At 68.7% G+C, this 15004-nt stretch carries 11 protein-coding genes and 1 pseudogene; 8 read left to right on the forward strand and 4 right to left on the reverse strand.

Going from position 1 to position 15004, the window contains the following annotated elements; genetic code table 11:
* The 5 genes and pseudogenes from A5646_RS12795 to A5646_RS12815 form a co-directional block, all read left to right on the forward strand.
* Positions 1-454, forward strand: a pseudogene (locus A5646_RS12795) (hydroxymethylbilane synthase); the annotation flags it as partial.
* Positions 455-477: 23 nt separating this feature from the next.
* Positions 478-2139: a uroporphyrinogen-III synthase gene (locus A5646_RS12800; protein WP_067021980.1), complete on the forward strand. Its 1662-nt coding sequence runs from the start codon at positions 478-480 to the stop codon at positions 2137-2139.
* A 52-nt stretch (positions 2140-2191) separates the two neighbouring features.
* Positions 2192-3175, forward strand: a complete 984-nt coding sequence (hemB, locus tag A5646_RS12805; RefSeq protein WP_082984722.1) for a porphobilinogen synthase — start codon at positions 2192-2194, stop codon at positions 3173-3175.
* Between the two features lie 13 nt (positions 3176-3188).
* A complete protein-coding gene (locus A5646_RS12810; protein ID WP_066868617.1) occupies positions 3189-3740 on the forward strand; it encodes a DUF3093 family protein in 552 nt (183 codons plus the stop codon).
* Positions 3737-3997, forward strand: coding sequence for a hypothetical protein (locus tag A5646_RS12815; RefSeq protein WP_066868608.1), 261 nt, complete (start codon positions 3737-3739; stop codon positions 3995-3997). The genes A5646_RS12810 and A5646_RS12815 overlap by 4 nt, the downstream gene beginning before the upstream one ends.
* Here the strand turns inward: A5646_RS12815 and A5646_RS12820 are convergent.
* Entirely contained in the window at positions 3981-4421 is a 441-nt protein-coding gene (locus A5646_RS12820) for an STAS domain-containing protein (protein WP_066881512.1), read from the reverse strand. The genes A5646_RS12815 and A5646_RS12820 overlap by 17 nt on opposite strands.
* Positions 4422-4787: 366 nt before the next feature.
* Here A5646_RS12820 and A5646_RS12825 point away from each other — a divergent pair, with 366 nt between their 5' ends.
* Positions 4788-6023 (forward strand): acyltransferase, encoded by a 1236-nt coding sequence (locus tag A5646_RS12825; RefSeq protein WP_066881514.1) that lies wholly within the window; start codon positions 4788-4790, stop codon positions 6021-6023.
* A gap of 90 nt (positions 6024-6113) precedes the next feature.
* Positions 6114-6800 carry a GDSL lipase gene (locus tag A5646_RS12830; protein WP_066868600.1) on the forward strand — a complete coding sequence of 229 codons (687 nt, stop codon included), beginning with the start codon at positions 6114-6116 and terminating at the stop codon, positions 6798-6800.
* Position 6801: 1 nt separating this feature from the next.
* Here the strand turns inward: A5646_RS12830 and A5646_RS12835 are convergent, their stop codons facing one another.
* The 3 genes from A5646_RS12835 to A5646_RS12845 form a co-directional block, all read right to left on the reverse strand.
* Positions 6802-10119 (reverse strand): LuxR C-terminal-related transcriptional regulator, encoded by a 3318-nt coding sequence (locus A5646_RS12835; RefSeq protein WP_067021988.1) that lies wholly within the window; start codon positions 10117-10119, stop codon positions 6802-6804.
* Between the two features lie 278 nt (positions 10120-10397).
* Positions 10398-12521: an acyltransferase family protein gene (locus A5646_RS12840; RefSeq protein WP_082984723.1), complete on the reverse strand. Its 2124-nt coding sequence runs from the start codon at positions 12519-12521 to the stop codon at positions 10398-10400.
* Positions 12522-12572: 51 nt separating this feature from the next.
* A complete protein-coding gene (locus tag A5646_RS12845; RefSeq protein ID WP_197505182.1) occupies positions 12573-13436 on the reverse strand; it encodes an esterase family protein in 864 nt (287 codons plus the stop codon).
* Between the two features lie 447 nt (positions 13437-13883).
* On the opposite strand from A5646_RS12845, the gene A5646_RS12850 reads away from it, so the two are divergent.
* Positions 13884-15004: LLM class flavin-dependent oxidoreductase (locus tag A5646_RS12850; protein WP_231998310.1), on the forward strand; the 1121-nt coding region annotated here is incomplete at its 3' end.

The raw sequence follows: 15004 nt of genomic DNA on the forward strand, positions 1-15004 counted from the left end.
ACTGGCCCGGATCGGTCGCCTCGACGACGTCACCGAGACGCTAGAGCCGGTGCAGATGTTGCCAGCACCGGCTCAGGGCGCGCTCGCCGTCGAATGCCGTGCCGGCGATAGCCGGTTAGCGGCGGTGCTGGCGGAACTGGACGACGCCGACACGAGGGCGTCGGTCACTGCGGAGCGAACCCTGCTGGCCGAACTGGAGGCCGGTTGCTCCGCACCGGTGGGCGCGATCGCCGAAGTGGTCGAGTCCATCGATGAGGAAGGCCGGATCTTCGAAGAGCTGTCGCTGCGCGGTTGCGTGGCGGCGCTGGACGGGTCTGATGTGATCCGCGCGTCCGGTATCGGCAGTCCCGGTCGGGCACGAGAGCTTGGGCTCTCGGTGGCCGCGGAGCTGTTCGAGCTGGGCGCCCGAGAGCTGATGAGCGGCGCGCGGCAAGACCCGACGCGAGGAAATTAGAAGCGAGTTACGTGGGAGCGACAATGACGACGCGAGGGCGTAAGCCGACACCCGGCCGCATCACGTACGTGGGATCCGGCCCGGGTGACCCGGGATTGCTGACGACCCGGGCCGCCACGGTGCTGGCGAACGCCGCCCTGGTGTTCACCGACCCCGACGTGCCTGAGCCGGTGCTGGCCCTGATCGGCAAAGACCTGCCGCCGGTTTCCGGCCCGGCTCCGGCGGAGCCGGCCGCCTCCACCGGCGACGGCGGATCCGAGCCGACCAAGATGCAGCCGGCGGTGATCTCCGGTGGTCCCGACATCCGCCCGGCCCTGGGTGATCCCGCCGAGGTGGCCAAGACGCTGACCACCGAGGCCCGCACGGGCGTGGACGTGGTGCGCCTGGTGGCCGGCGACCCGCTGACGGTCGACGCGGTCATCACCGAGGTGAACGCCGTCGCGCGCAGCCACCTGCACATCGAGATCGTGCCGGGGCTGGCCCCCAGCGATGCCGTGCCGACGTATGCGGGGCTGCCGCTGGGCTCTTCGCACACCGTGGCCGACGTGCGCGACCCACAAGTGGATTGGGAGGCGCTGGCCGCCGCGCCCGGTCCGCTGATCCTGCAGGCCACGTCGTCGCATCTGGCCGATGCGGCACGCACCCTGATCGAGCACGAGCTCGCCGAGAACACCCCGTGCGTGGTGACCGCGCACGGCACCACCTGCCAGCAGCGTTCGATCGAGACCACGCTGCACGGCCTGACCGACTCGGCGGTGCTGGGCGGCACCGACCCCGCCGGTCCGCTGACCGGACCGCTGGTGGTGACCATCGGCAAGACGGTGGCCAGCCGGGCGAAGCTGAACTGGTGGGAGAGCCGCGCGCTGTACGGCTGGACCGTGCTGGTGCCGCGCACCAAGGACCAGGCCGGCGAGATGAGCGAACGCCTGACGTCCTACGGCGCGCTGCCCATCGAGGTGCCGACCATTGCCGTCGAGCCGCCGCGCAGCCCCGCTCAGATGGAAAGGGCCGTCAAGGGATTGGTCGACGGCCGCTTCCAGTGGGTGGTGTTCACCTCCACCAACGCGGTGCGCGCGGTGTGGGAGAAGTTCGGCGAGTTCGGTCTGGACGCGCGCGCGTTCTCCGGAGTGAAGATCGCGTGTGTGGGCGAATCGACCGCCGACCGGGTGCGCGCGTTCGGGATCAGCCCGGAGCTGGTGCCGGCCGGTGAGCAGTCCTCGCTGGGCCTGCTCGACGACTTCCCGCCCTACGACAGCATTTTCGACCCGGTCAACCGGGTCCTGCTGCCGCGTGCGGACATCGCCACCGAGACGCTGGCCGAGGGTTTGCGCGAACGTGGTTGGGAGATCGAGGATGTCACCGCCTACCGGACGGTGCGGGCCGCCCCGCCACCGGCGGAGACGCGAGAGATGATCAAGACCGGTGGCTTCGACGCCGTGTGCTTCACGTCCAGCTCCACGGTGCGCAACCTGGTCGGCATCGCCGGCAAGCCGCACGCCCGGACGATCATCGCCTGCATCGGCCCCAAAACCGCAGAGACCGCGGCCGAATTCGGCCTGCGGGTGGATGTCCAGCCCGAGACCGCCGCGGTTGGTCCGCTGGTCGACGCGCTGGCCGAACACGCCGCGCGGTTGCGCGCCGAGGGTGCGCTGCCGCCGCCGCGCAAAAAGAGCCGCAGGCGCTAGTGGCGATCGCAAGCGCGCTGGAGCGCGCGCAGCGGGTCGCCACTCAACGAGCATGAGTGCCTACCCGCGGCAGCGCCCGCGTCGGCTTCGCACCACCCCGGCATTGCGCCGTCTGGTGGCGCAAACCTCCTTGGAGCCAAGGCATTTGGTGCTGCCGATGTTCGTCGCCGACGGCATCGACGAACCCCGGCCGATCACGTCCATGCCGGGCGTGGTGCAGCACACCCGTGATTCGTTGCGCAGCGCGGCCGCCAGCGCGGTCGCCGCCGGGGTGGGCGGGTTGATGCTGTTCGGCGTGCCCCGCGACGAGGACAAGGATTCGATCGGTTCGGCCGGGACCGACGCCGACGGGATCCTCAACGTTGCGCTGCGAGACCTGGCCAAGGACCTCGGCGAGGCCACCGTGCTGATGGCCGACACCTGTTTGGATGAGTTCACCGACCACGGCCACTGCGGCGTCCTGGACGGCCGGGGCCGGGTCGACAACGACGCCACCGTGGCCCGGTACGTGGAACTCGCTGTGGCGCAAGCCGAATCGGGCGCTCAGGTGGTGGGACCGAGCGGCATGATGGATGGACAGGTGGGCGCGATCCGCGACGGGTTGGACGCCGCGGGCTTCACCGACGTGGCGATCCTGGCCTACGCCGCCAAATTCGCCTCCGTGTTCTACGGCCCGTTTCGTGAGGCGGTCAGCTCGAGTCTGTCTGGCGACCGGCGCACCTATCAGCAGGAGGCGGGCAACGCCCGCGAGGCGCTGCGCGAGATCGCGCTCGATCTCGACGAGGGTGCCGACATCGTGATGATCAAACCGGCGATGAGTTATCTCGACGTGGTCGCGGCCGCGGCGGACGTCTCGCCCGTTCCCGTCGCCGCCTATCAGGTGTCGGGGGAGTACGCGATGATTTGTGCTGCCGCCGCGAACAATTGGATCGACGAGCGCGCCGCGGCGCTGGAGTCGCTGACCAGCATCCGGCGCGCCGGGGCCGATATCGTTCTCACCTATTGGGCCGCCGATGCGGCAGGGTGGCTTTCGTGAGATGGGGCTTGCGATGACGACCGGCGGCGACACCGCACCCAAGCCGTTGTTCTACGAACCCGGTGCGAGCTGGTGGTGGTTGGCGTGCGGCCCGCTCGCGGCGGTGGCGATGATCCTGATCGAAATCTGGAGCGGTGCCCCCGTGTCGCTGGTGGTCCCCGCGATCTTCCTGGTGCTCGTGTCGGCGTTCCTGGGGATACAGGTGAAGGCCGCCCGGATCCACGTCTCGGTCGAGCTCACCGAGGACGCGCTGCGCCAGGGCACCGAAACGATTCTGGTGCGCGAGATCGTCAAGGTGTATCCCGAGCCCGAAAATCACGAGGCCTCCGGGAAGGACCTGGCGCGCTGGCAGTCGGCCCGGGCCCTGGGCGAACTGGTCGGGGTGCCGCGCGGACGCGTCGGCATCGGCCTCAAGCTCACCAATGACCGCACCGCCCAGGCCTGGGCGCGTCGGCATCGTCAGCTGCGGGCCGCGCTGACCCCACTGGTGCAGGAGCGGGTGGAGCCGACCCGCTCCGATGCCGTCGACCGGGAGTGGGACGACGACACCGGGGCGGCGCAATGAACGCCCGCTATCGCGCGATCCTCGAGCTCGGCCTGGCCGGCGCCGCGTTCGTCTGCTCGGGGCTGTCCTGGTGGCACTCGCATCACACCGTGTCGGTGGCGCCGATCGCGGACGGTCAACCCTCCACCACGTCGGTGATCTATGACCCGCAGCTGCTGCTGCTCACGCTGGTGCTGTTGACCACAGCCGGGGTGCTGGCGGTCGTCGGAGGTGCCAGGCTGCGCCGGTTGCGCTCGCGCGCTAAGGCGTCTTCCTGACCAGCGGCAACGCCATCCGGCGGCGCAGCACGATGGCGTCGGCCCGATCCTGCAGCGCCTCGTGAACCGAGCGCATGATCGGGAAGCTGGCGTCATGACCGGTGTCATCTAGCGCCTGGGTCACCGCTGAGCTGGCGACGAGGGTCCAGTCCACCCCGGCGGCGCGACAATCGGCGTCAAACGCGTACAGCAGCGAGATGCCGGCCTCAGCAAATTCACTGACGTCCGCCACGTCGAGCACCACGGGGTTTTCTCCGAGCGTGAACCGCGCGATGTGGTCACTGAGGCGGTCGACATTTTCGTCGTCGATTTCGCCGCGAATGTGCACCACGGTCGCCAGGTGGCGGTAGTGCGCCCGGACTTGTGCGCCGTCGCAGTCAAATACGCAGTTGTCGTGGCCGGTCTGGTTGCCTGCGATCGTCATGCAGACCCCTCACTCTCCGTGGCGCTCGCGCGGTCTTCGGAGGGCGCCGCCACGCTCACCAAAGTGTGATTCAAACGTTAGGCCGCAAGCCTAAGGGGATCGGAAGCCGTGTCTAACGCTTTGCTAAGAAGCGAATGCGGCCCCATTGCGGCCGAGGGCTGAGCAAACGCCCAGCGGGTCATCGGGCCCATGGATTACCCCGGAACCCGGTTTGCCACACCACAACCGTCCACCCGAGCCGACGATTGCGCTGCTAGGCTGCCAAGGCTGCCGGTTCTAGTCGGGGGGCTTGTGAAAAGGCGAGATTTCCCGCTCGGCCGAAGTAGCGCGAAACGGAACGGCCACGATTCGGACGGGAAGAGCAGCGTGCGGGGCGGAGAGATCAGGGGCGAGATCACGGCCCTGACGGGGCTCCGCATTGTCGCCGCGCTCTGGGTGGTGCTGTTCCACTTCCGGCCGATGCTCGGCGACGTCTCGCCCGATTTCCGCGACGCCCTTGCGCCGGTGCTCAACTGCGGCGCCCAGGGTGTCGACCTGTTCTTCATCCTCAGCGGGTTCGTGCTGACCTACAACTATCTCGACCGCATGGGCCGGTCCTGGTCGACCCGCGCGACCCTGCATTTCCTGTGGCTGCGGCTGGCCCGGGTATGGCCGGTGTATCTGGTCACCCTGCATCTGGCCGCCCTGTGGGTGATCTTCACCCTGCACGTCGGTCATGTGCCGTCGCCGGACGCGGCGTCGCTCACGGCGATTAGCTACGTGCGCCAAATCCTGTTGGTGCAGTTGTGGTTTGTGCCGTTCTTCGACGACTCGAGTTGGGATGGGCCGGCCTGGTCGATCAGCGCGGAATGGCTGGCTTACGTGCTCTTCGCCGTCATGGTGCTGGTCCTGTTGCGGATGAAACAGGCGACCAGGGCGCGCAGCTTGATGGTCCTGGCCTTCGCGGCGTCGCTGCCGCCGGTGCTGATGTTGCTCGCCAGTGGCCACTTCTACACCCCGTGGAGCTGGCTGCCCCGAATCGTCACCCAGTTCACCGCCGGCGCGCTGGCCTGCGCCGCGGTGCGCAGGCTGCGCCTGACCGATCGCGGCCGCCGCGTCGCCGGATACGTGTCCCTGCTGCTGCTGGCCGCCATGGTGGGCGTGCTGTATTGGTTTGGCGCGCACCCGATATCGGGAGTCGTGGAGAACGACAGCGGTGGCGTCGTCGACGTGTTGTTCGTTCCGCTGGTGATTTCGCTGGCCGTGGGGCTGGGCAGCCTGCCGCGGGTGCTGTCGACCCGAGTGATGGTGTACGGCGGCAAGATCTCGTTCTGCCTGTACATGGTGCACGAGCTGGTGCACACCTCCTGGGGATGGGCCGTGGAGCAATTCGAGCTGCCGACTTTGGATAACCCGTGGAAGTGGAACATCATCGGCCTGCTCGCGATCGCCCTGGGCGCCTCGGTGCTGCTGTATCACGGCGTCGAAGAGCCCGCCCGCCGCTGGATGCGCAAGATGGTCGATGTCAGGGCCGTCAACGCGAGAAGCGATCCCGGCGAGCCAAACAGTAAGCTGCATCCGATCGACCGTCCGCTGGAAGCGGTTTCGGCCCGCGCGGTGTGATGGCCGCCTCAGCGGCCGGCCGCGACTCACGGGGAATACTTGATGAGGACGCGGCGGCACCCGACGATGCCGTTGACAGTGGAGGTGAGAGTGAGTCGTCTGGCCACCTTTCTCATTGGGTTGAGTTTTCTGGCGGGCGTAGGCATCGCATACCCGGTGCAGGTGCGCACCTACGAGACACTGACGCTCGACTTCCGGCTGAATCATGTGGCGGTGGTGGGGGACTCGTATACCACCGGAACCGATGAGGGCGGTCTGGGTTCCAGATCCTGGACGTCGCGCGCCTTCCAGGTGCTCGGGTCACGCGGTTCGCGGATCTCGGGCAGCGTGGCGGCGGAAGGCAGGGCCGGTTATGGCACACCCGGCGACCACGGCAGCATCTTCGAGGATCTGACGCCCAAGGCGGTGCAGCCCGACGACGCGCTGGTGGTGTTCTTCGGGTCCCGCAACGACCAAGGGGTCGATCCCGGGTACCTGACCGAAAAAACCCACGCCGCTTTGGATCTGGCGCGCCGGCTGGCGCCGGCGGCGCGGCTGCTGGTGATCGGACCGCCGTGGCCGACCGCCGACGTGCCGCCTTCGATGTTTGTGATCCGCGACATTCTCGGCGGCGCGGCCGGGGCGGCGGGGGCAACCTTCATCGACCCGATCGCCGAACACTGGTTCGTCGGCCGGCCCGACCTGATCGGTGCGGACGGCGTGCATCCGAACGACGCGGGGCACCAGTACATGGCGGACAAGATCGTTCCACTGATTCGCACCCAGCTGTCGACCTGACTCAGGCGTGGCGGGCGGCTTCCCGGGCCAGCTGAACCCGCGAGGACACCGCGAGTTTGGCGTACACGTGCGTCAGATGGGTCTGGACGGTGCGCGGGGAGATGAACAGCCGCGCCGCGACGTCTTTGTTGGGCAGTCCTTGGCTGACGAGCCGGATGACGTCGCGCTCGGTGGGAGTCAGGGACTCCCATCCGCTGGCCGGGCGTCCGCGTGCACCGCGGCCGCGCCGCGCGTAGCTAATGGCCTCCTGGGTGGATAGCGCCATGCCTTCGGACCATGCCGATTCAAATGCGCTGTCGCCCAGTGTTTCTCGTGCTTGCGTCACCGAGTCGTCGTAGGCGGCCTGAAACACCTGGAACCGTACCTCGCCATGGCGGCGGCGGATGCCCTCGGCCGCACCGAACAGCCGGGCGGCGTGCTCCGGGCTGGTGTCGGCGGCCAGGGCGGCGAGGCGTTCGAGGGCGCCGGGCAGCTGCAGGTAGCCGCCGGTGCGTTCGGCGGTTTCCAAAGCCTCGTACAGATCGCGTTCGGCCTGCTGCGGTTCGCCTTGCGCGACCGCGACTGCCGCCCGCGCGGTCAGCACCATCACCCGATGACTTCCCGGAACCACGGCGACGGCATCGTCGGCCCAGCGGCGAGCGGCCACGAGGTCACCACAGCCCAAGGCCGCATCGGTCATGGGCGCCAGGCTGCGCACAAACAGCTCCTTGAGCGGAGAGGTCGACTGCCAGGCCGCCTCACACGCATCCCTGGCCGCCGCGACGTCGCCGCTTGCCAACTCGGCGTTGGCCAGCGCCACGTACGCGGTGTCCTCATGGAAACCGCCCATGGCAGCACCGTTGTCCAAGGCTACTTGCGCCGCGGCGCGGCCCGCGGCGGCATCGCCAGTGAACGTCAGCGCCTGTGCCAGCGTCATGAGGCCGAATGTTTCCATCGCGAGATCCTGTGCGGCCCGGGCTTCTTCGACCAGCGCACGCGATACCCGTAGCGCCTGGGCGAACTTGCCCTGCATCGCTAGCGCGCCGGTGAGAAACACCCGGCCGTAGCGCGACATGAAGCTGTCGCCCAACTGGTCCGCGAGGGCACGCCCTTCCTCGCCGGCGGCCTGCGAAGCGACGGGATCACCGCTGACGTTGCCGACGAAGCATTGATAGCAACGCACGTGGTAAAGCGCGGCGTCGTCACCCGCGGCGCGGGCCAGCTCGGCCGCCTCGGCGAAATACGGCTCCGCCAGCGCGGCTTCGTTCATCGCCAGTACGGCGCAGGCCAGTAGGATGCTCACCAACAGTGCGTGGTCGCCCAGTTGACGGGCAGCGGCCAACGCTTCCTCTGCCCGCTGCGGGCTGGTCGGGACGGAGTGCCAGACCGCCAGCAGGTTGGCATCGGCCACCGCGCGTACCCAGATCTCCGGGGCGACAGCGTCATCGCTATAACGCTCGTCGGTGAAGACCGCGTCGAACCCGGCCACACCCTCCCGAAATCGCCCGCGCGTCACCCAAACTCGCTGCAGCGACGAGACGACCTGCAGCGCGAGCCCGAATTCGCCCGCGTCGCAACTCCACGCGTGTGCCGCCCGCAGGTTGTCCATTTCGAGTTCGGCCCACGGCACCAATGGCGTTCCGTCGCCGCGAATCTGCGATTCCAGCGTCACCGCGGTGGCGGTGTAGTGGTCGCGGTGCCGGGTCCGCACCACCTCGGCCTCGCCCGACTCGGCAAGTTTCTCCAGACCGTACTGGCGGACGGTCTCCAGCAGGCGGTAGCGCATGATGCCGTCGATTTCGTCGGTCACGACCAGCGACTTGTCGACGAGCAGCCCGAGCAGATCGATCAGCTGGAAGTGCTCGGCGTCGGTGTCGGCGCCCACGGCGTGCGCGGCGTCCAGGTCGAAACCGCCCATGAACACCGCCAGCCGGCGGAACAGGACGCGTTCCGGTTCGGTGAGCATGGCGTGCGACCAGTCGATGGACGCGCGCAGCGTCTGCTGACGGCGAACCGCGGTGCGCGCACCTCCGGCGAGCAGGCGAAAGTTGTGATGCAAGCCGTCGACGATCTGGCTCAGCGACAGTGTGCGGGTCCGGGCCGCGGCGAGCTCTATCGCCAGCGGCATCCCGTCGAGGCGACGGCAGATCTCGGCAATCGCCGACGAATTAGCCTCGGTGAGAACGAAATCCGGACGGGTACGGCGGGCGCGGTCGACGAACAGTTCGACGGCCTCACCTTCCACCGACAGCGACGGCACCCGCCAGGTCAGCTCGCCCACGATGCCGATCGGCTCGCGGCTGGTCGCCAGCACGGTGACCTCGGGTCCCGCCTCAAGCAACGCCACCACCAGCGCCGCGCTGGCGTCCAGCAGGTGCTCGCAATTGTCCAGAATCAGCAACATCTTTCGGTTGGCGACGTAGCGGGACAGGGTCTCCATCGTGGAGCGGCCCGGCTGGTCGGGAAGACCCAACGTGCGTGCCACGGTGACGGGGACCACCAACGGATTGGTCACCGGGGCAAGGTCGATGAACCACGCCCCGCCGGAGAACCCAGCGCCGATCTGGTCGGCGACCTGCACCGCCAACCGGGTCTTGCCGACGCCGCCCGCCCCGGTCAGGGTCACCAACCGGTTTTCCTTCAAAATCTGTGCGATGTCGTCGATTTGGGCGCCGCGGCCGACGAAGCTGGTCAACTGGCTCGGAAGGCGTTTTCCCACAACGTCATTCGCTGTGCGCAGCGGCGGGAAGTCATTGCGCAAACCGGGGTGGCTGAGTTGGAAGACCCGTTCCGGTCGGGGTATATCCCGCAGTGCGTGCTCGCCCAGGTCCGTCAGCCACGCATCGGCGGGCAACCGGTCGATCACCAACGGTTCGGTCGCGCCGGACAGCACGGTCTGGCCGCCGTGGGCGAGGTCGCGCAGGCGTGCGGTCCGGTTGATGGTGCTTCCCGCGTAGTTACCGGCGTCGCGCAGCTGAATCTCACCGGTGTGCAGCCCCAGGCGGATCCGGATCGGCGGCTGCACCGTTAGCTGAATCTGCAGCGCGCAGGCGACCGCGTCGCTGGCCCGCGCGAACGCCAGCACGAAACTGTCGCCCTCGCCCTGTTCGACCGGCCGCACGCCGCCGTAGCTGGCCACCAGCTCGTTGACCGTCCGGTTGAGCTGCTCGAGCGCGGTCGTCATGGTGTCGGATTGGGTTTCCCACAGCCGCGTCGAGCCTTCGACGTCGGCGAGCAGCAGCGTCACCGTTCCAGTGGGCAGCTCGCTCACGCTCTGCTCGCTCCAATTCAGCAGCGGCATGTCCGCCGGCGGATCAATCCTGATCATGTTAGCCAGCATGCGGGCGCCGCGCGGGGAAAACATCAGCACAATCGCGTACACCGCGGCCGCAACCATGCGGATCTACCGAGAATGGTCCTTTGCTATGGGCGAATCAGTCGTCGGCGTGCCGCTCGTAGTCCCAGCGCTCCAGGCGGTCCTGCACGTGCAGGAATCCGATCCCGGCGAAGGGCGCGGCTAGTGCGATGCAGACCAGCAACAGCGGAGACATGACCCTAAGACCTCCAAAAACCCTTCACTGATCTGACGTCGGTCGACCATGAGAAGTTCATTGCCGTTCACCCGTTCGCCAGGGCGCGGTCCGCGAGCGCACCCATAAGCGGTGCCACCAACTGCGCGTACTCGGTTGTCACATGGTTGTCGTCGCGGAAGACCAGCGTGTTGCCGACGACGATCGGGCAGCGGTCAGGGGTGCAGAACATGTCGGTCAGGTCGGCGTAGTGGCCGCCGCTGCGGGCCGTCACCGCCTGCTCGGCGGCGATCCCGTCGCCGTCCACCGCCGCGGCCTTCGTTGGCGTGCAGGCGTTTACGTCGTCGAGGTGGGCGGACAGGCAGGTCGGCGCCGACGAATGCGGGTCGGGTGCGGGCCCGAGCACCAGGACGGTCGCGCCGGTGTCGCGCAGCTGCGCCACGGTGCGTCCGAGGGTGTCGATCCAGGCCGGGTCGTAGGAGGCGAAGCCGAAGTCCCCGCCGTAGCGCCGGCTCATGTCCAGCACGATCAGGCGCGGGTGTTCGGCCCTCATCCGGCTCATGATCTGGGTGCGCCACTGTTCGCATTCGGTGTACTCGCGGCCCAGGTACGGGCTCACGATGCGCAGGTCCTGCAGCGGGCAGGTCACCTTGGCCAGCGTCTCCAGCCGCCAGTGCCGTTGCTCGGCGAGCTGCTCGAACGCGGGATTCCACATGGCGGCGTGCGAGTCGCCGATCAGGGCGACGGTGGTCGGCGAGGCGGTGTCGCCGGTCGCGCACTCGCTTTGTCCGACGTCGCGCCAGGAGCGCACGCAACCGTTGACGAACACCGCGGCCTTGTCGGCGGGCGCCTTGGCCAGCGGCGGGTCCAGGTTCGACGGGACGGCTCGCAGGCCGACGGCCGCGGCGAGCGCCGCGCGGGCCTGGTCGAACGCCTGACGAACCGCCGCTTCCTGCGCGCTGACGGCGGGGACGCTGGACGGGGGCGTCGCGATGATGTTGGCGCGGGGAGCGGCGACCCCGTGCCCCACCGGTGCCGGTATCACGTTGAGCAGTAGCATGCATGCGCACGCGGTGGCGGCACTCGCGCCGCCCGCCACCACCAGGCTGACTTTCGCCGAGCGGCGCAGCGCGGCGGCGAAGCGGCCGGGATTCTCGACCAAATGAAGGGTGATGACGGCGAGCCCGGCCGACACGGCCGTCGCGCTCAGCCGGGCCGGCAGCCCCGCGGGCTCACCGAGCAGCGCCGGCATCAGCAGCAGCACCGGCCAGTGCCACAGGTACCAGGAGTAGGAGATCCGGCCGATCGCGCGCATCGCCGGGCGGCACAGCAGGCGGCCGGGCCCCAGCCCCCCGGTGACGGCGCCGCCGCCGATGATCAGCGCGGTGCCCAGCACCGGCAGCAGCGCCTCGGTGCCGGGATAAGGCGTGTGGGAGTTGAGTTGGGTGCAGGTCAGCAGGATCAACGCCAGACCGCCCCACCCGACGATCGACGCCGTTCGCAGCGACAGCCGGCGCCACTGCTGGATCGACAGGGCCACCAGGCCGCCGGCCGCCAGCTCCCAGGCGCGGGTGGGCAGCGAGAAGAACGCCCACGACGGCGAGGTGCGGGTCCACACCGCGCCTGCGGTCAACGACGCCGCGGCCACCGTCGCGAGGATCACCGCGTACGGTGTCGCGCGCGTCGCGTCACCGCGCAGGCGCGGGATGCGCCGCAGCAACCAGGCCGTGGCGATGATGAGCAGCGGCCACACCAGGTAGAACTGCTCCTCCACCCCCAGCGACCAGTAGTGCTGAAACGGTGACGGCGCGTCCGTGGTCAGGTAGTCGGTGCCGCGCAGCGCGAACCGGTAGTTGCCGACGTACAGGGCGCTGGCGATGCCGTCGAGGAACACGCTGCGCGCCTGCAGCGGCGGCAGCACCGCGGCGGCACCGATCGCCGTGATGGTGCCGACGATGGCCGCGGCCGGCAGCAGCCGTCGGGCGCGCGCACCGTAAAACCGGCCCAGCGCAACGGTATTCGTGGTGCTCGCCTCGCGAAACAGCAGCCCGGTGATGAGGAACCCGGAGATGACGAAGAAGACGTCCACACCGATGTAGCCGCCGGTGATTCCGGGGATGCCGGCGTGGTAGAGCACGACGGCGATCACCGCGACGGCGCGCAGTCCCTCGATGTCGGGCCGGAATCCCCTTCGGGCGGTCCGCCGCTCCACCTGTTGTGGGCTGCTGGCGACCGATTGCTCCCGAAGTGTCATCTGCGTGGGCTAGGTCGCCATCCAGGCCAGCTCGCCGGGCAGTTGGCTTCGCCAGTAGGCGATGTCATGGCCGCCCAGCGAGAAGCTGCCCGCCGGTTGGGTTTTCAACTGGTAGACGAATTGCTTTGTGGCGAAGTAGAAGCGGTCGAAGTTGCCGCAGTCCACGCGCAGCGGAATCGAATTCAGTGCCGGCAGGCCGAGCACGCTGTTCTGCACGAAGTCGTCGTTGCTGTCGAACGCCCCGGGGGCGCTGGTCGCATAGGAGGTGTATAGCGCCGGGCTGATTGCGCAGATGCCGGCGGTGCGCGACGGGCCGAGCTTGGCGCCCAGGCGAAGCGCCCCGTAGCCACCCATTGACCACCCCATGAAGCCGACTCGGGAGGTGTCGAAACCCATCGTCGAGAGCATCGGCAGCAGCTCGTCGAGCACCATGGCGCCGGAGTCCTCACCGGAAGTCCTTCTGTGCCAATAGGTGTTGCCGCCGTCGACGCCGACCACCGCGAACGGCGGCTTGCCCTCCTTGACCAGCTGGGCCAGCCCGTCCGGGACGCCCATGTCGAGCATCTGGTTCGCATCCCCGTCCACGCCGTGCAGGGCGATCACCGGGCGCAGCATCCCGGTCTGCCCCGGCGGCACCGCGATCACGTAATTGGTCTTGATGCCCCCACGGGCCGCCGAGACGAAAGAACCGGTCAGCTTGGTCGGCAGGGTCTTGCCCGCCGTCGGCGGCTCGAACGGCGCGGGAGCCTGCGGCAACGTCGCGGCGTGCGACGTTCCGGGAGCCAGCAGGGAGCTGAATGCGAGCACGCCGGCGGCTCCGAGGGTGCCACCGGCGCCCATCCGGAGCACCGCTCGGCGTGTGAGGTCAGGCATGATCGCAATAATGCCGCGCTGACCGGGGATTACCCGCCGAGCCACGCCGTATTGGAAGCATTGTGTGATCCGGTGTGACCATTCGGTCACGCAGCGGTGATCTTTTCCGGCGTCGGGCAGTCACCGGCCAGGGCGATGGTGGCCCCCGGGTTGCGGCATCGCGCGGAAGATCGTAGTCATCGTAGCGCCGTTATCGCCGGATGCCGCCGCCCGAATCATTGCGATCGTATTGCCTTCCGGGACAGCGCAGATGCGGTGCGCGGGTGCCGCCCGTCCGGCGCCCGGACGTCCCCGCTCGGCGCTCGCCGCCGCGGGTTGCCGTGGTGACGGCGGCGCCCGGACGGGGATGCAATCTCGCAGGTTTCAACCCTCGCCCCTCGGCGGTGACTTCAGCAGGATGGACGGTTGCTGCACAGGGCCCACAGCGGAGCGAAAGAGGATTGTGAATTGAGTCTCGCGTTTCATTGGTTTCTGCCGACCTACGGCGATTCGCGGAATCTGGTCGCGGGCGGGCACGGCACGCCGATGTCGGGCAATCGGCCCGCGACACTGAAGTACCTGCACCAGATTTGTACGGCCGCCGAAGACAACGGTTTCGAGGCGGTCCTCACGCCGACGGGATTGTGGTGTGAGGACGCGTGGTTGACGACGGCGATGCTGGTCGAATCGACCGAGACCCTGAAGTTCCTGGTCGCGTTCCGTCCCGGCATGCTCAGTCCCACCCTGGCCGCCCAGATGGCCGGGACGTTCCAGCGGCACTCGGACGGACGGCTGCTGCTCAATGTCGTCACCGGCGGTGAACCGCACGAGCAGCGCGCCTATGGCGACTTCCTGGACAAGGAGGCGCGGTATGCCCGCACCGCCGAGTTCTTGCACGTGGTGCGGCAGCTGTGGACCTCGAACGAGCCGGTGACCTTCGCCGGGGAGCACATTCAGGTCGAGGGTGCCCAACTGAACAACCCGCCCGACCCGATACCGGCGGTGTTCTTCGGTGGATCGTCGGCATCGGCCGGACCGGTGGCGGCCAAGCACACCGACGTGTACCTCACCTGGGGCGAACCGCTGACCGCGGTCGCCAAGAAGCTGGACTGGATCCGCGGGCTGGCCGTCGACGCCGGCCGAATCCTGCAGTACGGCTTGCGGATTCACGTGATCAGCCGTGATACCTCCGCCGAGGCCTGGGCGGAGGCCGATCGGTTGCTGTCCGCGATCGATCCCGCCGACATCGAGCGGGTGCAGAGCAGCCTGGCGCGCAGCGAATCCGAGGGCCAGCGCCGCATGCTGGACCTGCACGGCGGCGACAGCAGCAAGTTGCTGGTCGCGCCCAACCTGTGGGCCGGGGTGGGCCTGGTCCGCGGGGGAGCGGGCACCGCGCTGGTCGGCTCGCACGCCCTCGCCGAACCAGTAGGCCTCTTCCAGATGCGGATATCCCGACAAGATGAAGTGGGAGATGCCCAGCTTGGCGTATTCGGCCAGCCGCTCGGCGACCTCGGCGTGCGAGCCGACCAGCGCGGTGCCCGCTCCCCCGCGGACCAGGCCCACCCCGGCCCACAGGTTGGGCGCCAGGA

The sequence above is a fragment of the Mycobacterium sp. 1245499.0 genome (genome assembly GCF_001673615.1).
Taxonomy (GTDB): Bacteria; Actinomycetota; Actinomycetes; order Mycobacteriales; family Mycobacteriaceae; genus Mycobacterium; species Mycobacterium europaeum_A.